The organism is Streptomyces sp. NPDC127190, assembly GCF_042672505.1.
Classification (GTDB): domain Bacteria; phylum Actinomycetota; class Actinomycetes; order Streptomycetales; family Streptomycetaceae; genus Streptomyces.
Genome location: NZ_JBHXVE010000017.1, coordinates 97,967 through 114,504, shown reverse-complemented (window position 1 = coordinate 114,504; position 16,538 = coordinate 97,967). Strand labels below are relative to the sequence as shown.

15 protein-coding genes, 1 other RNA gene and 1 pseudogene are annotated in these 16,538 nt (G+C 74.1%); 11 read left to right on the top strand and 6 right to left on the bottom strand.

What is annotated here, in order from left to right; genetic code table 11:
- Positions 1–69: 69 nt before the first annotated feature.
- A complete protein-coding gene (locus tag ACFVIU_RS25070; protein ID WP_385845187.1) occupies positions 70–1,350 on the bottom strand; it encodes a sensor histidine kinase in 1,281 nt (426 codons plus the stop codon).
- A gap of 225 nt (positions 1,351–1,575) precedes the next feature.
- Between ACFVIU_RS25070 and ACFVIU_RS25065 the strand changes: the two genes are divergently transcribed.
- The 3 genes from ACFVIU_RS25065 to ACFVIU_RS25055 all read left to right on the top strand — a co-directional run bounded on the left by ACFVIU_RS25065 (position 1,576) and on the right by ACFVIU_RS25055 (position 4,667).
- Positions 1,576–2,451 (top strand): MaoC/PaaZ C-terminal domain-containing protein, encoded by an 876-nt coding sequence (locus ACFVIU_RS25065; protein ID WP_385845186.1) that lies wholly within the window; start codon positions 1,576–1,578, stop codon positions 2,449–2,451.
- Between the two features lie 174 nt (positions 2,452–2,625).
- Positions 2,626–3,702, top strand: coding sequence for a Zn-dependent alcohol dehydrogenase (locus tag ACFVIU_RS25060; protein ID WP_385845185.1), 1,077 nt, complete (start codon positions 2,626–2,628; stop codon positions 3,700–3,702).
- Positions 3,703–3,725: 23 nt separating this feature from the next.
- Positions 3,726–4,667, top strand: a complete 942-nt coding sequence (locus ACFVIU_RS25055) for a 3-oxoacyl-ACP reductase (RefSeq protein ID WP_385845288.1) — start codon at positions 3,726–3,728, stop codon at positions 4,665–4,667.
- A 55-nt stretch (positions 4,668–4,722) separates the two neighbouring features.
- On the opposite strand, the gene ACFVIU_RS25050 is transcribed toward ACFVIU_RS25055, so the two are convergent.
- Positions 4,723–4,881, bottom strand: coding sequence for a hypothetical protein (locus ACFVIU_RS25050; protein WP_385845184.1), 159 nt, complete (start codon positions 4,879–4,881; stop codon positions 4,723–4,725).
- Between the two features lie 96 nt (positions 4,882–4,977).
- Positions 4,978–6,273 (bottom strand): hypothetical protein, encoded by a 1,296-nt coding sequence (locus tag ACFVIU_RS25045; protein ID WP_385845183.1) that lies wholly within the window; start codon positions 6,271–6,273, stop codon positions 4,978–4,980.
- Between the two features lie 187 nt (positions 6,274–6,460).
- Here ACFVIU_RS25045 and ACFVIU_RS25040 point away from each other — a divergent pair, with 187 nt between their 5' ends.
- The 3 genes from ACFVIU_RS25040 to ACFVIU_RS25030 are packed head-to-tail and all read left to right on the top strand — an operon-like array spanning position 6,461 to position 9,654.
- Entirely contained in the window at positions 6,461–7,318 is an 858-nt protein-coding gene (locus tag ACFVIU_RS25040) for a Nif3-like dinuclear metal center hexameric protein (protein ID WP_385845182.1), read from the top strand.
- On the top strand, positions 7,315–8,058 hold the full coding sequence (locus ACFVIU_RS25035) for a zinc ribbon domain-containing protein (RefSeq protein ID WP_385845287.1): 744 nt from the start codon (positions 7,315–7,317) through the stop codon (positions 8,056–8,058). The genes ACFVIU_RS25040 and ACFVIU_RS25035 overlap by 4 nt, the downstream gene beginning before the upstream one ends.
- 21 nt (positions 8,059–8,079) lie before the next feature.
- Entirely contained in the window at positions 8,080–9,654 is a 1,575-nt protein-coding gene (locus tag ACFVIU_RS25030; protein WP_385845181.1) for a bifunctional RNase H/acid phosphatase, read from the top strand.
- Here ACFVIU_RS25030 and eda read toward each other — a convergent pair.
- Both eda and yaaA read right to left on the bottom strand, forming a co-directional pair.
- Positions 9,642–10,277 (bottom strand): bifunctional 4-hydroxy-2-oxoglutarate aldolase/2-dehydro-3-deoxy-phosphogluconate aldolase, encoded by a 636-nt coding sequence (eda, locus tag ACFVIU_RS25025; RefSeq protein WP_385845180.1) that lies wholly within the window; start codon positions 10,275–10,277, stop codon positions 9,642–9,644. The two genes, ACFVIU_RS25030 and eda, sit on opposite strands and share 13 nt — an antisense overlap.
- 64 nt (positions 10,278–10,341) lie before the next feature.
- Positions 10,342–11,124, bottom strand: a complete 783-nt coding sequence (gene yaaA / locus ACFVIU_RS25020; RefSeq protein WP_385845285.1) for a peroxide stress protein YaaA — start codon at positions 11,122–11,124, stop codon at positions 10,342–10,344.
- A gap of 75 nt (positions 11,125–11,199) precedes the next feature.
- Here yaaA and ACFVIU_RS25015 point away from each other — a divergent pair, with 75 nt between their 5' ends.
- On the top strand, positions 11,200–12,633 hold the full coding sequence (locus ACFVIU_RS25015) for an RNB domain-containing ribonuclease (RefSeq protein ID WP_385845179.1): 1,434 nt from the start codon (positions 11,200–11,202) through the stop codon (positions 12,631–12,633).
- On the opposite strand, the gene ACFVIU_RS25010 is transcribed toward ACFVIU_RS25015, so the two are convergent.
- Positions 12,620–13,186: a hypothetical protein gene (locus tag ACFVIU_RS25010; RefSeq protein WP_385845178.1), complete on the bottom strand. Its 567-nt coding sequence runs from the start codon at positions 13,184–13,186 to the stop codon at positions 12,620–12,622. The two genes, ACFVIU_RS25015 and ACFVIU_RS25010, sit on opposite strands and share 14 nt — an antisense overlap.
- A gap of 157 nt (positions 13,187–13,343) precedes the next feature.
- Here ACFVIU_RS25010 and ACFVIU_RS25005 point away from each other — a divergent pair, with 157 nt between their 5' ends.
- The 4 genes and pseudogenes from ACFVIU_RS25005 (at position 13,344) to ACFVIU_RS24990 (ending at position 16,491) form a co-directional block, all read left to right on the top strand.
- A complete protein-coding gene (locus tag ACFVIU_RS25005; RefSeq protein WP_385845177.1) occupies positions 13,344–14,165 on the top strand; it encodes a helix-turn-helix domain-containing protein in 822 nt (273 codons plus the stop codon).
- 22 nt (positions 14,166–14,187) lie between these two features.
- Positions 14,188–14,967 (top strand): annotated as a pseudogene (locus ACFVIU_RS25000) (DMT family transporter); the annotation flags it as partial.
- A 115-nt stretch (positions 14,968–15,082) separates the two neighbouring features.
- Positions 15,083–15,485: RNase P RNA component class A (rnpB, locus tag ACFVIU_RS24995), an RNA gene on the top strand.
- 178 nt (positions 15,486–15,663) lie between these two features.
- Positions 15,664–16,491: a hypothetical protein gene (locus ACFVIU_RS24990; protein ID WP_385845176.1), complete on the top strand. Its 828-nt coding sequence runs from the start codon at positions 15,664–15,666 to the stop codon at positions 16,489–16,491.
- The last annotated feature ends 47 nt before the right edge of the window (positions 16,492–16,538 follow it).

Genomic DNA, 16,538 nt, shown 5'->3' with positions numbered 1-16,538 from the left:
AGCCGCGGTCCGGTCGAAGACTCTTCCTCGGCAGCTGCACGTCCTGGACCGACGACGTCAGCTGGGCGGTCAGCTCCCCGTGGGCCCCGTAGGCACGCCGAGGGCCGCCAACTCACCGGAGTTGACGGGGAGTTCGGCGGTCACCGTGAAGCCGCCGCGCGGCGACGGGCCGGCCGTGAGCGAGCCGCCCGCCGCCGCCAGGCGCTCGGTCAGCCCCTTCAGGCCCGTGCCGCCGATGCCCGGCTCGGGCCGGGACGCGGGCGCACCGCCGCCGTTGTCGGTGACGGTGAGCCGCACCAGCTCGGTGGTGCCCTCGACGGTGATCTCGCACCGGGTGGCGTCGCTGTGCCGCACCACGTTGGTCACCGCCTCGCGCACCACCCAGCCGAGCAGCGCCTCGGTCTGCGGCGCGAGCGGCGTCCCCGACTGCTGCACCACCGGCACCACGCTCGCCGCGGACAGCGCCGACCGGGCCCGGGTCAGCTCGGTGGCGAGGCTGCCCTCGCGGTAGCCGGTCACCGCCTCGCGGATCTCGGTGAGCGCCTGCCGCCCCACCGACTCGATGTCCGTGATCTGCGCCAGCGCCGCGCCCATGTCGCGCGGGGCCAGCCGGCGGGCCGCCTCCGACTTCACCACGATCACCGACAGGGTGTGCCCGAGCAGGTCGTGCAGATCCCGGGAGAACCGCAGCCGCTCCTGCTCCACCGCCTGCCGGGCCAGCTCCTCCCGGGCGGCGCGCAGCTCCCGCACGGCCTCGGACAGACCGAGGATGGCGGCGGTCACCATGGTGGAGAGGAAGGTGGCGTAGCCGATGCCGGACGCGTCCCCCCAGTCGCCGCGGACGGAGGAGACGGCGCCCGCGTACCCCGACAGCAGCAGGCCCGTACGGCCCAGCCACGGACCGCGCAGGGCGGCGCCCGCCGCGAGCCCCAGCAGCGGGAGGAAGACCAGCCAGTCGCCGCCGTAGCCGAGCGCCAGGCCCGTCGCCACCAGGCCCATCAGCGCCAGCGCCACCCGGGTGGGGACCGCCTCCCGCCGGTCCCGTTCGAAGGAGCGGAAGGCGACGTAGACGTACAGGCAGTCGAAGGCGACCAGGCCCAGGGCGCCCCACCACGGGTTCGGGGTCTCGCCGCGGAGCAGGTCCGAGAGGGATCCCGTCCCCATCAGCAGCCAGGGCAGCAGGGCGAAGCCGGTGGGCGGCGGGCCCGGGTGGTCGACGTCCGGGGTCCTGCCCTCCTTCCGGGCGGCCCGCTGCGCGGCCTTGAAGCGCTCGTGTTCGGCCTGCCATCTCAGCCGCTCGGCGTGCAGGTCCTGAAGGCGGCACCGGATTCTCCGTGCGCGCGTCGTCATGTCCGTGTTCCCCGTTTCCCCCGAAAGAAGTGCATGGTCGCAAACAGCGTACGAAGAGAACCCGGTGTCTGACGCCACGTCAGGAGGCTTCACAACTGCGGAGCGCTCGGCTATACAGGGGGCCGCCGGACTGGAACGCGTTCTAGATCCCGCCCGTGGACGACCTCGGTGCGGCCGACGGTGCGGACGTCCGCGCCGAGGTCTCGAAGACCCGTCAGGAGCCCCATGCCCATCGACGCCGCCAAGGCCCTCGCCGCCGAACCCCGCTCCGGCGAGATCACCTGGACCGCCAAGGACGTCCAGCTCTACCACCTCGGCATCGGCGCGGCCGCCAACCCCGACCGGCCCCACCCCGCCACCGACCCCGACGAACTGCGCTACACCCTGGAGTCCCGGCTGCACGTCCTGCCGAGCTTCGCCACCGTCGCGGGCGCCGGATCCCCCGGCGTGATCAGCGGGCTGTCCATGCCGGGCATCGACGTCGACCTCGCCCGGGTGCTGCACGGCGGCCAGTCGCTCACGGTCCACCGGCCCCTCCCGGTGCGCGGCACCGCCACCGCCACCTCCCGCATCGCCGCCGTGTACGACAAGGGCAAGGCGGCCCTCCTCGTCCTGCGCACCGACGTCGCCGACACGGACGGCCCGCTGTGGACGGCCGACGCCCAGATCTTCGTACGCGGCGAGGGCGGCTGGGGCGGCGACCGCGGCCCCGGCGCCCGCCCCGAGCCGCCCACGGGCGAGCCGGACCGGACCGTCGAGCGGCCCGTGCGCGAGGACCAGGCCCTGCTCTACCGCCTCTGCGGCGACTACAACCCCCTGCACGCCGACCCCGAGTTCGCCCGGCGCGCCGGTTTCGACCGGCCCATCCTGCACGGCCTGTGCACCTACGGCATCACCCTCAAGGCGGTCGTGGACACGCTGCTCGGCGGCGACGTCGCCCGGGTGCGCTCCTACACCACCCGGTTCGCCGGGGTGGTGTACCCGGGCGAGACCCTGCGCATCCGCATGTGGCAGGGCGAGGGCACGGTGCGGGTGGCCGTCGGCGCGGCGGACCGGGACGACGCGCCGGTCCTCACGGACACGGTCGTCGAGCACTCCTGACACCCGCGACCGACACCCGCGACCGGCACCCGCGACCGGCACCCGCGACCGGCACCCGCGACCGGCACCCGCGACCGACACCCGCGACCGACACCCGCGACCGGCACCCGCGACGCCGTACCACCCGCAGCACCCGTACCGCCGCCCTACCGCCCGAGCGAGGGGAGCCGCACCATGCGCGCAGCCGTACTGCACGAGATCGGCCAGGAGAAGCTGGAGGTCCGCGAGGACGTCGAGGCGGTGGGCTTCGGCCCCGGCCGGGTCCGGGTCCGGGTGCGGGCCACCGGGCTGTGCCACTCCGACCTGTCCGCGATGAGCGGGGTGCTGCCCCAGCCGGCGCCCTTCGTGCCCGGCCACGAGGGCGCGGGCGAGATCCTCGAGGCCGGGGAGGGCGTGGCGCACCTGAAGCCCGGCGACCGGGTCGTGCTGTGCTGGCTGCCCGCCTGCGGTGCCTGCCCCGCCTGCCGGCGCGGCCAGACCCAGCTGTGCCTGGCCGGGTTCCTGAACGCGGGCACCCCCAACTTCCGGCGCCCCGGCGGTGACGTCTTCGGCTTCGCGGGCACCGGCACCTTCGCCGAGGAGGTCGTGGTCGACGCCCGGTGCGCCGTCCCGATCCCCGAGGACGTGCCCTACGACATCGCCGCGCTGATCGGCTGCGGGGTCACCACCGGTCTCGGCGCCGCCCTCAACACGGCCGAGGTGGCGGCCGGTTCGTCGGTCGCGGTGATCGGCTGCGGCGGCGTCGGCATCTCGGCCGTCCAGGGGGCCCGGCTGAAGGGCGCCGCCGAGATCGTCGCCGTGGACCCGGTCGCCGCCCGGCGCGAGGCGGCCCTCGGCTTCGGGGCCACCAGGGCCGTGGCACCGGACGAACTGCCCGACGCCAGGCAGCAGATCACCGGCGGCGAGGGCTTCGACTACGTCTTCGAGGTCGTCGGCAGGTCCGCCACCGCCCGCACCGCCTACGAGAACACCCGGCGCGGCGGCACCCTGGTCGTGGTCGGGGCCGGCGCCCTGGACGACTTCCTCCAGCTCAACATGTTCGAGCTGTTCTTCGACGAGAAGCGCATCCTGCCCTCCCTGTACGGCGGCGGGGACGTGCTGCGCTCCTACGAACGCACCATCGCCCTGTGGCGGGCCGGGCGGATCGACCTCGCCGGCCTGATCACCCACCGGGTGCGCCTGGCGGAGATCAACGAGGCACTGGACCAGATGCGTACCGGGACGGCCCTGCGTACGTGCATCGAGATCTGAGGACGCGGCCCATGTCACTGCCCATGTCACAGCCGCTCGCCGGACTGTCGGCGATCGTCACCGGCGCCGGACGCGGGCTCGGCCGCGCCGAGGCCCTGGAACTCGCCCGGCTCGGCGCGGCCGTGGTCGTCAACGACTACGGCCGGCCTGGTAGGGACGGTACTGGCGAGGCCTCGGCGGGACCGGCCGAGGAGGTCGTCGCCGAGATCCGCGCGGCCGGCGGCACGGCCGTCGCGCACACCGGGGACGTCTCCGACCACCGGCAGGCCGAAGCGCTCGTGCGGTCGGCGATCGAGGAGTACGGCAAGCTCGACATCCTCGTCAACAACGCCGGCATCCTGCGCGACCGCATGGTCTTCTCCATGACCGAGGACGAGTGGGACTCGGTGCTGCGGGTCCATCTCAAGGGCCACTTCAACACCACCCGGTTCGCCGCCGCGCACTGGCGGGAGCGGGCCAAGGCGGCCGGGGGAGAGAAGGTGCACGGGCGGATCGTGAACACCTCCTCGGAGGCGTTCCTCGCCGGATCCGCCGGACAGCCCAACTACGCGGCCGCGAAGGGCGGCATCGTCGGCCTCACCACCTCCACCGCGCTCGCCCTCGCCCGGTACGGCGTCACGGCCAACGCCATCTGCCCGCGCGCCCGGACCCGGATGACCGAGGACGTCTTCGCGGGGTTCACCCGGCCCGAGGAGGGCCTCGACCCGCTGGCCCCCGAGCATGTCGCCCCGCTCGTCGGCTATCTGGCCTCGCCCGCCGCCGCCCGGATCAACGGCCAGCTGCTCGTCGTCCACGGCGGCATGGTCGCGGTCATGGAACGGCCCCGGGTGCGGGCCAAGTTCGACAGCAAGCAGGAGGCGTTCACCTACGACGAACTCGACGCGCTGCTCACCCCGCACTACGCGGACCGCCCGGCCGGGGAGACCTTCGCGGCGACCGAGGTACTGGGGCTCAAGCGGGGCTGAACAGAAGAGGGGCCTTCCGTCCGGTGACGGAAGGCCCCCCTCATCTCCACTGCCGTCAGGCGGCTGCCTCGGCCTTCTCCTGGACCGGCTTGCGGTGCCGGCCGTGCGGCGCTGCATCCGTCTCCTGGACCGCGATCGGGCCGCGGTGCCGGCCGTGGCCGGCGTCCTTCTGCGAGTCGGCGGACAGCTGCCCCGTCGTGCTGGTGTCGCTCATCGGAAGAATTCACCCCGTCAACATCATCTTTCGTACAGCCGGGCGAGTGTAACCGGCACACCACGGGCCGAATCCAGGCGCACACGCCAACCGGCACTACTTCGTTACAAGACGTCCCAGGGGCGCTTGCTGCAACGGCACCGGACGGGCCATCACCGGTTCCACCACGCGTTCCACCAGGCGTTCTTGCGCGCATCCCGGGGTGGTCTCCGCCGCCGGCTCCGGACGCTCGGGTTCCACCGGCGCCACGGGCGCCACCGGCCCCGCCGCCTCCACCGGCTCCGCCCCGGGCACCGTCAGCTCCGCCACCGCGCACGCGGTCTCCTGGGTGGAGTACGGCAGCCGCAGCACCCCCGCCGGCGTCCACAGCCCGGCTCCCGGCAGCCAGCCCGCCGGTGCCGCGAGATGCCGTACCCGCCGCTCGGCCGGCCGCCAGACGCCCACCCAGGTGCCGAACGGCCCGTCGATGCGCAGGGCCACCGCGCAGCCCTCCGGCGTCAGCACCTGCCCCGGCTGGATCGCGAACGGCGTCACCGCGCACTCCGGCATCCGCAGACACTCCGGGAAGCGCACCGGCAGGGTGCTGCCGAGCACCCCCCAGCCCAGCCGCTGCCGCCCGGGCGAGGCCGCGTCGGAGGAGATCAGCAGCAGCCCGCTGTCCAGGTCGGCCAGCAGCAGCCGGTCGTCGCTGTCCTCCGCGATCTGCAACAGCGGCGAGACCTCCGCGCGCTCCAGATCCACCACGACCGTCTTGGTACGACCGCCCAGTTCCCGGTCGAGCGCCAGCAGCCGGCCACCGCCGTCCAGCCAGACCCCGCCCGAGCAGCGCCCCGGCACCTCGGCGAGCCGCTCCGGACCGAACGCGCCGCCCGCCACCAGCCACACCACGCTGGAGCGCGGCCCGACGGCGAGCGCGTACGCCCGCACCCCGTCCGGCGCCGGCGGCAGCAGCCGGAGCCGGATGCCGGGCCCCGGGCAGTCGACCGCGCCCAGCGGCAGCTCGCCGGTGCCGGGACCGGTCGGGTAGAGCAGCGCGAAGTCGTGCCGCTGCCCGGCCACCAGCCGGTGGATCAGCACCCGGCCGTCGCCCATGGGCTGCACTTCGGTGCCGGGCTCCTCCGGCTGGTGGCCGGGGAGCGGCACCGCGTACGGCTCCGGGCCGTCCAGCGTCCAGCGCTCCGGGAACCAGCAGTCGCCGTCCCGGGCGAGCCGGGCGGCGTACGCGCCGTCCGCCGTGAGGGTGCAGCCGGTCTCCGCGCCGTCCGGGGCGCGGCCCGCCGCGCCGGGTGCCGACGGGGAGTCCTCCGCGCCGGTCGCCGGGGAGTCCTCCGTGCCCGTCGGCGAGGGGTCCTCGGCACCGGTCGACTGGGGTTCGATCGCACAGGCCGTCATCGTTCGGTCACCTCCGGCGACGAAGCTAGTTTTCGCACGCACGGGCGTGGGACCGGCCGTCGTCCGCTTCACACATACGGGTGGTGCAGAAGCGATTCCTCTGAGGAAACCGGGGCTTCTGTGCAGAGCGGGGCCCATCCGCACGGATGGGTACAGCCCCGCAGAACGGCCAGGTAGCCTTTCCTACGTGCCCCGTCTGTCTGAAGTCATCGCCGCGCTGGAGAACCTGTGGCCCCCCGAGCGGGCCGAGTCCTGGGACGCGGTCGGCACGGTCGTGGGCGATCCCGACCAGGAGATCAGCCGGGTCCTGTTCGCCGTCGACCCCGTCCAGGAGATCGTGGACGAGGCGGTGAAGCTCGGCGCCGACCTGCTGGTCACCCACCATCCGCTCTATCTGCGCGGGACGACCACGGTCGCGGCGGGCCACTTCAAGGGCCGCGTGGTGCACACGCTGATCAAGAACGACATCGCGCTGCACGTCGCCCACACCAACGCCGACACGGCGGACCCGGGCGTCTCGGACGCCCTCGCCGGCGCGCTCGACCTGCGCGTCGTACGGCCCCTGGTCCCGGACCCCTCCGACCCCGCCGGCTGCCGGGGCCTCGGCCGGGTCTGCGAACTCGACCACCCGCTCACCGTGCGCGAGCTGGCCGCCCGGGCCGCCGAGCGGCTGCCCGCCACCGCCCAGGGCATCCGGGTGGCCGGCGACCCCGAGGCCGTCGTCCGCACGGTCGCGGTCAGCGGCGGCTCCGGCGACAGCCTCTTCGAGCAGGTCCGCGCGGCCGGCGTCGACGCCTTCCTCACCGCCGACCTGCGCCACCACCCGGCGTCCGAAGCGGTCGCCCAGAGTCCCCTCGCGCTGCTCGACGCGGCGCACTGGGCCACCGAGTGGCCCTGGTGCGAGCTGGCCGCGAGCCAGCTCGACGAGATCTCCGACCGCCACGGCTGGGACCTGCGCGTCCACGTCTCCAAGACGGTCACCGACCCCTGGACCGCCCACGCGGCGTCCACCACCACCGCTAGCCCCAAGGGAGCCCCCAACTGAACGCCGCGCCCGCCGACCAGATCCGACTCCTCGACGTCCAGGACCTCGACGTCCGCCTTCAGCAGCTCGCGCACAAGCGCAGGTCGCTGCCGGAGCACGCCGAGATCGAGTCGCTGACCAAGGACCTCACGCAGCTGCGCGACCTGCTGGTCGCCGCGCAGACCGAGGAGAGCGACTGCGCCCGCGAGCAGACGAAGGCGGAGCAGGACGTGGACCAGGTGCGCCAGCGCGCCGCCCGCGACCAGCAGCGGCTGGACTCCGGCGCGGTCACCTCGCCGAAGGACCTGTCCAGCCTCCAGCACGAGATCGCCTCGCTCGCCAAGCGCCAGGGCGACCTCGAGGACGTCGTCCTGGAGGTCATGGAGCGCCGCGAGGCCGCGCAGGAGCGGGTGCGGGAGCTGACCGAGCGGGTCGCGTCGGCGCAGTCGAAGATCGACGAGGCGGCCGCCCGCCGCGACGCCGCCTTCGAGCAGATCGACGGCGAGGTCGCCTCGGTCACCAAGGAGCGCGAGGTCGTCGCGGCCTCCGTCCCCGCCGACCTCATGGGTCTGTACGACAAGCTGCGCGCGCAGCAGGGCGGTATCGGCGCGGCCAAGCTGTACGCCCGCACCTGCCAGGGCTGCCGGCAGGAGCTGGCGATCACCGAGCTGAACGAGATCCGCGCGGCCGCGCCGAACACCGTGGTGCGCTGCGAGAACTGCCGCCGGATCCTGGTGCGCACGGCCGAGTCGGGGCTGTAGAGCCGGTAAGGGGCTGAAGGGGTGCGGGAGTTCATCGTCGAGGCCGACGGCGGGTCACGGGGCAACCCAGGGCCCGCCGGCTACGGGGCCGTGGTGCGCGACGCGGCGACGGGCCAGACCCTGGCCGAGGCCGCGGAGTACCTCGGTGTCGCCACCAACAACGTGGCCGAGTACCGGGGCCTGGTGGCCGGCCTGCGCGCCGCCCGCACCCTGGACCCGACGGCACGGGTCCATGTCCGCATGGACTCCAAGCTGGTCGTCGAGCAGATGTCGGGCCGCTGGAAGATCAAGCACCCGGACCTGAAGCCGCTGGCCACCGAGGCACGGTCCCTCTTCCCCGTCGACCGGGTCAGCTACGAGTGGATCCCCCGCGCCGAGAACAAGCACGCCGACCGGCTGGCGAACGAGGCGATGGACGCGGGCGCGAGGGGCGAGCAGTGGACGCCGTCCGGCTCGACGGCAGACCTCGCCGAGCAGCGTCCGGCCTCTGCCGCCACCCCCGCTCCCGCCGAGCAGCGTCCCGTCCCGGGCGTCACCCCTGCTTCCGGTGAGCAGTCTGCTGCCTGGGCCGCGACCCCTGCCCTCGGCGAGCAGTCTGCTGCCCCGGCCGCCACCCCCGCCCCCGGCGAGCCGCGTCGCACCCCGGCCGTCACCCCTGCTTCCGGTGAGCAGTCTGCTGCCTGGGCCGCGACCCCTGCCCTCGGCGAGCAGTCTGCTGCCCCGGCCGCCACCCCCGCCCTCGGCGAGCCGGGTCGCACCCCGGCCGTCACCCCTGCTTCCGGTGAGCAGTCTGCTGCCTGGGCCGCGACCCCTGCCCTCGGCGAGCAGTCTGCTGCCCGGGCCGCCACCCCCGCCCTCGGCGAGCCGGGTCGCACCCCGGCCGCCACCCCGGCCGCCACCCCCGCCCCCGCCGAGCAGCTTCCCGCCCCGGCCGCCACCCCCGCTCCCGGCTGGAGCAGTGCGCCCGACCTCGGGGCCCCCGCCACCCTCGTCCTCCTCCGGCACGGTGAGACCCCGCTGACCCCGCAGAAGCGTTTCTCGGGCAGTGGCGGTACCGACCCCTCCCTCTCCGCCGCCGGCCGCGAACAGGCCCACCGGGTCGCCGAGGCCCTGGCCCGCCGCGGCACCGTCCAGGCCGTCATCGCCTCCCCCCTCGCCCGTACCCGCGAGACCGCCGGGGTGGTCGCCGCGCGCCTCGGCCTGGAGGTCGCCGTGGACGAGGGCCTGCGCGAGACGGACTTCGGCGCCTGGGAGGGCCTCACCTTCGGCGAGGTCCGCGAGCGCTACCCGGACGACCTGAACGCCTGGCTCGCCGACCCGGAGGCCCACCCCACCGGCGGCGGCGAGAGCTTCGCCGAGACGGCCACCCGGATCGCGGCCGCCCGGGACAAGCTGGTCGCGGCGCACGCGGGCCGCACGGTGCTGCTGGTCACGCACGTCACCCCGATCAAGACCCTCGTCCGGCTCGCCCTCGGCGCCCCGCCCGAGGCGCTGTTCCGCATGGAGCTGTCGGCGGCCTCCCTCTCGGCGGTGGCGTACTACGCGGACGGCAACGCGAGCGTCCGGCTGTTCAACGACACCTCTCACCTGCGCTGAGCGCCGAGCCCCGCCGCGGCCCGGGCCAGCGCCTCCACCCGGGTCCAGTCCCCGGTGGCCACCGCGTCCGCCGGGGCGAGCCAACTGCCGCCCACGCAACCGACGTTGGGCAGGGACAGATACTCCGGCGCGTCGGCCGGGCCGATGCCGCCCGTCGGACAGAAGCGGGCCTGCGGCAACGGGCCGGCGAGGGACCGCAGATACGCCGTACCCCCGGCCGCCCGCGCCGGGAAGAACTTCATCTCCCGCACCCCGCGCTCCAGCAGCGCCACGACCTCCGAGGCGGTCGACACCCCGGGCAGGAACGGCACCCCGGACGCCTGCATCGCCGCCAGCAGCGCATCCGTCCAGCCGGGGCTCACCAGGAACCGCGCCCCGGCCGCCGCGCACGCGGAGACCTGCTCCGGGGTGAGTACGGTCCCGGCCCCGACCACCGCCTCCGGCACCTCGGCGCCGATCGCGCGGATCGCGTCGAGCGCCGCCGGGGTCCGCAGGGTCACCTCGATCGCGCGCAGCCCGCCGGCCACCAGCGCCCGCGCCAGCGGTACGGCGGTCGCGGCGTCCGGCACGGCCAGCACGGGGACGACGGGCGCGAGGTCCAGCACGGAGTCCGGGACGGTCATGCGCTCATCGTGCCGACGTGCTTCACCCTGCGCAAAGGGCGTTGCGCAGAGCGCAATGGCAGGGTCAGTGGACCTCGTCCACCAGCACGTCCAGCGACCACGGCCTGCCCGCCCGGCCCGGTGCCTCCGCCTCCACCACGTATCCCAGGCCGCGCAGCGCGTCCACCAGCCCGGCCGGGTCCTCCGGCGCGGCCCCGGCCGTCAGCAGGCTCCGTACGATCCGGCCCTTCGTCGCCTTGTTGAAGTGGCTGACGACCTTCCGGGTCGGCGCGTGCAGCACCCGTACCGTCGCCGTACGCCCCGCGACCTCGCCCTTCGGCTTCCACGCGGCCGTGTAGGCGGAGGAGCGCAGGTCCAGCACCAGTCCGTCGCCGGCCGCGGCGGGCAGCACCTCGGCCATCGGGGTCCGCCAGTGCGCCGCCAGCGCCCCGAGACCCGGCAGCTTCACCCCCATCGAGCAGCGGTAGGACGGGATCCGGTCGGTCACCCGCACGGCGCCCCACAGCCCCGAGAAGACGAGCAGCCACTCGGCCGCGCGCCGCAGGGCGGCCGCGTCCAGCGTGGCCAGGCCGAGGGCGTCGTAGAGCACACCGGTGTAGATCTCCCCGGCGGGACGGGCCCCGGCCGTGCGCAGCCCGGCGTTCTTCGCGACCTCGCCGCGCAGCCCCTCGCTCAGCCCTAGCACCTCGCGCGCCTTCTCCTCGTCGGCGGCACACAGCTCGACCAGCTCGCCCAGCACGGCCTCCCGCGCATCGGTCAGCCCCGGCAGGGACAGCGACGAGAGCTCCAGCGGGACGCCCTCGCCCGAGTTCGCCTTGCCTTCCGACGGCGGCAGCAGGACCAGCACCACGTACTCCTTCAGATAGACCTCCGCGCCAGCGTACGGCGTGCCGCCCCCCGGCCCCCGGCCTAGGCTCGGGGCATGACCCGCCGCATGATCCGGGTGACCGGCGCGCCCGAGGCCCCGCTGCGGGCCGCCCTCGCCGCGCTGCGCACCGAACTCGGCGTGCCGTCCGACTTCCCGTCCGAGGTCCGCGAGGAGGCCGAGCGCGCCGCGAAGAACCCCGCCCCGCTGCCGTACGACGTGACGGACGTCCCCTTCTTCACCGTCGACCCGCCCGGCGCCACCGACCTCGACCAGGCGATGCACCTGTCCCGGCAGGGCGCCGGCTACCGGGTCCGGTACGCCATCGCCGACGTCGCCGCCTTCGTCGTACCCGGCGGGCCGCTGGACGCCGAGGCGCACCGCCGGGTGAACACTCTCTACTTCCCCGACGAGAAGATCCCCCTGCACCCGGCCGTCGTCGGCGAGGACGCGGCCAGCCTGCTGCCGGACCAGGTCAGGCCGGCCGTGCTGTGGACCCTCGACCTGGACGCCGAGGGCCGGACCGGCGCGGTCGACGTGCGCCGGGCGCTGGTCCGCAGCCGCGCCCGGCTCGACTACGCGGGCGTCCAGCGGGCCATCGACGCAGGGACGGCGGAGGAGCCGGTCGCCCTGCTCAGGGAGATCGGCGAGGCCCGGGAACGGCTGGAGGTGGCGCGCGGCGGCATCTCGCTCAACGTGCCCGAACAGGAGATCGCCGAGCAGGACCACAGCTACCTCCTGCGCTACCGCGCCCCCCTGCCCGCCGAGGCCTGGAACGCCCAGCTCTCGCTGCTCACCGGCATGGCCGCCGCCGAGCTGATGCTCACCCACGGCACCGGCATCCTGCGCACCCTCCCGGCCGCCCCGGACGGCGCGGTGGCCCGGCTCCGCCGTACCGCCGTCGCCCTGCACATCGACTGGCCGCACCATGTGTTGTACGCGGCCCTGATCCGCTCCCTCAACCCGCACGCCCCGCACCACGCGGCCTTCCTCCAGGAGTGCACGACCCTGCTGCGGGGCGCCGGCTACACCGTCTTCCGGGACGGCGCCCTGCCCGCGATCACCACGCACGCCGCCGTCGCCGCCCCGTACACCCACTGCACGGCCCCGCTGCGTCGGCTCGCCGACCGCTACGCCGCCGAGATCTGCCTGGCCGCCGGCGCCGGCCGGCCCGCGCCCGACTGGGTGCTCGCCGCGCTGGACGCGCTGCCCGGGCGGATGGCCGAGGGGGCGCGCCGCGTGGGCACGGTCGAGCGGGAGTGCGTCGACCTCGTGGAGGCGGCCCTGCTCCGGGACCGGGTCGGGGAGGTGTTCGAGGGCTTGGTGGTGGACGTGGAGGAGGCCCACCCCACGGCCGGGACCGTGCAGCTGGCGGCCCCCGCCGTCGTCGGCCGGGTCGAGGGCGGGCAGCTGCCGCTCGGCGAGCGCCTGCGCGTCCGGCTGGTCCGGGCCGACCCGGGCACGGCGAAGGTGCTGTTCACGCCCGTGTGAGCGCCTGGACCAGGGCACCGGGGTCGTCGGCGTGCAGCCGCACCACACGCACGTCCCGGCGCCGCCCGAGGAACGACAGATGGCGCACCGGCTCGGCCAGCTCCAGCGTCACCGACGTCTGCGACCCGACGGCGAGGTCGAGCGCGTCGTCGTCCGGCCGGTGGGTGGTCCGCGTCTCACGGCGTACGGCGGTGATCGCGGCCAGCGGGATCCGCAGGTCGACATGGACGCCGTACCGCACCCGCAGCGCCTCCCCGGTCAGCACGTGCGGGCGGACCGCACAGGCCGCGTACACCCCGGCCACGAGCAGCACGGTGTAGACGTCCAGCACCAGCACGACGTCGTGCGCGGCGGGCCAGTCGCGCAGCATCACCGCGACGCCGACCGCCTCGACGACGCACACGAAGGCGAGCCCCGCCATCGTCGCACCCTGCCCGCGCGCGTACCCGAAGGCCCGCCCGGCGGCGGTGCCCTGGGTGCGCCGGGCCAGCCACAGCACCAGGCTCGCGTAGAGCCGCATCTCGTGCCCGCACAGCCGCCGCAGTGTCGTCATCTCGCCTCCCTGGTAAGGGAGTTCATCGTACGGGCGGTCACCGCGGGGGCGCCGGGCCGGAGTGGCCCCCGGCCGCGCGGCCCCCGGCATGGAAGCAGGACGGCCCCGCAGGCGTTGCACCCTTCGCACGCGGTACGGCAACGGGGGGCGGGGCACGATGGTGGAGAAGGCGTTGTGGACACGGGCGCGGCTGGGCCGGTGCGGGCCCCCGCTGGACCTGCTGACCGCCAGTTTCCGCCGCCATGTCTACGCCCCGCACTCCCATGACGAGTACACCGTCGGGGTGTGCGTCGGCGGCTCCGAGGTGATCGACTACCGGGGCGGCCACATCCGCACCGGGCCCGGCACGATCGTGGTCCTGGAGCCGGACGAGACACACACCGGCGGCCCGGGGAACGCCGGCGAGGGCTACGCGTACCGGGCCCTGTACGCCGAGCCGTCGCTGCTGTCCGACGGCACCCTCGGCGGCCTCCCGCACTTCCGCGAACCGCTCGTGCACGACCCCGAACTGGTCGCCGCCCTCCGCCTCGCCCACACGGACCTGAGCATCTGCCCCGACCCGCTGGAGGCCGAGTCCCGCCTGCCCTGGCTGCTGACGGCCCTGGCCCAGCGCCACTCCACGGCCCGGCCGGTCCTGGACCGCGTCCCCGGCGCGGCCGGCCTGGCCCGCACCGTCCGCGACCGGCTGGCCGACGAACTCACCGACCCGCCCTCCCTCGCCCTGCTCGCCGCCGACCTGGGCGTCTCCCGCTACCAGCTGCTGCGCGCCTTCCGTACGACGATGGGGATACCCCCCTACGCCTGGCTGGCCCAGTACCGGGTGAACCGGGCCCGCGGGCTGCTGGCTGCGGGCCTGCGCCCGGCCGAGGTGGCGGGGCTGGTGGGCTTCGCCGACCAGGCGCATCTGACCCGCTGGTTCCGCCGGGTGCTCGGGGCGACCCCGGCGGCGTACCGCAACAGCGTTCAAGACGCGGGGTGAGGCGGCGGCCGAAACTCGTCCCATGACTGCACGTGGCTGGTTTCTGTTCTCCCTGATGGGAGTGGTCTGGGGCATCCCCTATCTGATGATCAAGGTGGCGGTGGACGCGGTGTCCCCGCCCGTCGTGGTGTTCACGCGCTGCGCCCTCGGCGCGGTCCTGCTGCTGCCCTTCGCCCTCCGCCAGGGCGGGCTCGCCGGCACCGTCCGCACCCACTGGCGCCCCCTGCTGGCCTTCGCGGTCCTGGAGATCATGGGCCCCTGGTTCACCCTCACCGACGCGGAGCGGCACCTGTCCAGCTCCACGGCCGGCCTGCTGATCGCGGGCGTACCGATCGTCGGTGTGCTGCTGGGCCGGTTCTTCGGCGAGGCGGAGCGCCTGGGAGCCCGGCGGCTCACCGGCCTGGCCCTGGGCCTCGCGGGCGTGACGGTCCTGACCGTCCCGCATCTGACCGGGGGCGACACGCTCTCCCTGGCCGAGGTGCTGCTGACGGTCCTGGGCTATGCGACCGCCCCCCTGATAGCCGCGCGCAGTCTGAAGAACGTCCCGTCCCTGCATCTGACGGCCGCCTGCCTGACCCTGGCGGCCCTGGTCTACGCCCCCGCCGCGGTCCTCACCCGGCCCTCCTCCCTGCCCTCGCCGTCCGTCCTGGCGGCGCTGGCCGGCCTGGGCGTGATCTGCACGGCGGTGGCCTTCGTCGCCTTCCTGGAACTGATCAAGGAGGCGGGCCCGAGCCGGGCGACGGTCATCACCTATGTGAACCCGGCGGTGGCGGTGGCGGCGGGTGCCCTGCTGCTGCACGAGCCGCTGACCCTCACCGTGCTGGCCGCGTTCGCCCTGATCCTGGCGGGCTCGGTCCTCGCGACGGCCGCCGGTCCGCGCCGCGGCTCCCGCCCGGTACCATGGTCGGCACGGCAGACGAGCCGGGCGGGCGGCCGCGTGGAGTCCCCCTAGGGGGCTTCCCGAGGAACGTCCGGGCTCCACAGGGCAGGGTGGTGGCTAACGGCCACCCGGGGTGACCCGCGGGACAGTGCCACAGAAAGCAGACCGCCGGGGACCTCGGTCCTCGGTAAGGGTGAAACGGTGGTGTAAGAGACCACCAGTGCCCAGGGTGACCTGGGCAGCTAGGTAAACCCCACCCGGAGCAAGGTCAAGAGGAGACACCCCGGTGTCTCTGCGCGGACGATCGAGGGCTGCCCGCCCGAGTCCGCGGGTAGACCGCACGAGGCCGACGGCAACGTCGGTCCTAGATGGATGGCCGTCGCTCCAGGGCCCGCGAGGACCCTGGAGAACAGAACCCGGCGTACAGCCCGACTCGTCTGCCCCTCAAGGCTTCCGACCAGCGCACCGCGGGTCGGAGGCCTTTCTTTGTATGGTGCACGGGAAATTGAATTCTTGGCCTGAGATATTACTCAGCGTCAATAGTGGTCCATGCGTGCTCCGTTGTTCCGCTAGGCTGCCGCCTCTCAGGGCGACTATGAGGCGGACGGGGCGGGAGCCATGAAGCAGCAATCGAATCGCGAGGAATCCGAGACCGGTCAGGGACATCGCTTCAAGTGGCGCAGAGGGCTGCTGGAAGGCGAGTACGAAGGGCCGGCGGCGGCCAGGGACAGCGGCTCGAAAACGATCATCTTTATCGTCGCGGGAATCGTCGTGGTCAGCGCGGTTTCCGCGGTGATCGTCCTGAAGCCGTTCCAGGGAGGCGCGCAGGACGCGAACGCGGGCACGGGCCCCACGCCGTCGAAGAGTGCGGTGGTGCACGGCGGCGACGCGGGGCAGAAGGGCGGGGCGTCGAGCCCGGTGCAGCCCGCTCAGGACCAGTCTTCTTCCGACCGGTCCGAGCCGTCGTCGAGCCCGTCCGCGAGCCCCGTCTACACCGTCGAGCGGACCGGTGATCTCCGGCTGAACCGGCCCGAGACCCCGCTCTATGTGGACTTCGACGCGCGCAGCTGGGCGCGGGCGATCAGCGACGACGCATTCGGTGTGATGTCCGAGGGCGACAAAGCCAAGTTCGATCTTTCCTATGTGAATTCGGACGAGGGTGCTCTCAGCGTGATGAACGAGCGCCAGTTCGGGATTCTCAAACCCGGTGTCGACGCCACGGCGGATTCGTGTCTGGACGCGACGGGGTCTGCTCCCTGGACCAGCAGCCGTATGGATCATTACGGCAATGCGAAAGAGGAGGGACTCGTCGAGGGGGCCACGCTCTGCTCGGTGACCGAGGAAGGGCGCGTGGTCGCGGCCAAGGTCGTCAAGGTCTATACGCCGGACAACTACGCTCCCTATATCGATCTCTCGGTCAGGGTGTGGAAGCCGGCCGCGGTCTGAGGGGGGCGGGACGGGTCCCTGTGCGGGTCGTGATTGGATCTTGGGGT

Coding starts and splice junctions, on each gene's coding strand:
- ACFVIU_RS25055 (WP_385845288.1), top strand. CDS start 3,726: ATGTCACAGCCGCTCGCCGGACTGTCGGCGATCGTCACCGGCGCCGGA.
- ACFVIU_RS25070 (WP_385845187.1), bottom strand. CDS start 1,350: ATGACGACGCGCGCACGGAGAATCCGGTGCCGCCTTCAGGACCTGCAC.
- ACFVIU_RS25015 (WP_385845179.1), top strand. CDS start 11,200: ATGACCCGCCGCATGATCCGGGTGACCGGCGCGCCCGAGGCCCCGCTG.
- ACFVIU_RS25060 (WP_385845185.1), top strand. CDS start 2,626: ATGCGCGCAGCCGTACTGCACGAGATCGGCCAGGAGAAGCTGGAGGTC.
- ACFVIU_RS25050 (WP_385845184.1), bottom strand. CDS start 4,881: ATGAGCGACACCAGCACGACGGGGCAGCTGTCCGCCGACTCGCAGAAG.
- ACFVIU_RS25045 (WP_385845183.1), bottom strand. CDS start 6,273: ATGACGGCCTGTGCGATCGAACCCCAGTCGACCGGTGCCGAGGACCCC.
- ACFVIU_RS24990 (WP_385845176.1), top strand. CDS start 15,664: ATGAAGCAGCAATCGAATCGCGAGGAATCCGAGACCGGTCAGGGACAT.
- ACFVIU_RS25065 (WP_385845186.1), top strand. CDS start 1,576: ATGCCCATCGACGCCGCCAAGGCCCTCGCCGCCGAACCCCGCTCCGGC.
- eda (WP_385845180.1), bottom strand. CDS start 10,277: ATGACCGTCCCGGACTCCGTGCTGGACCTCGCGCCCGTCGTCCCCGTG.
- ACFVIU_RS25010 (WP_385845178.1), bottom strand. CDS start 13,186: ATGACGACACTGCGGCGGCTGTGCGGGCACGAGATGCGGCTCTACGCG.
- ACFVIU_RS25005 (WP_385845177.1), top strand. CDS start 13,344: ATGGTGGAGAAGGCGTTGTGGACACGGGCGCGGCTGGGCCGGTGCGGG.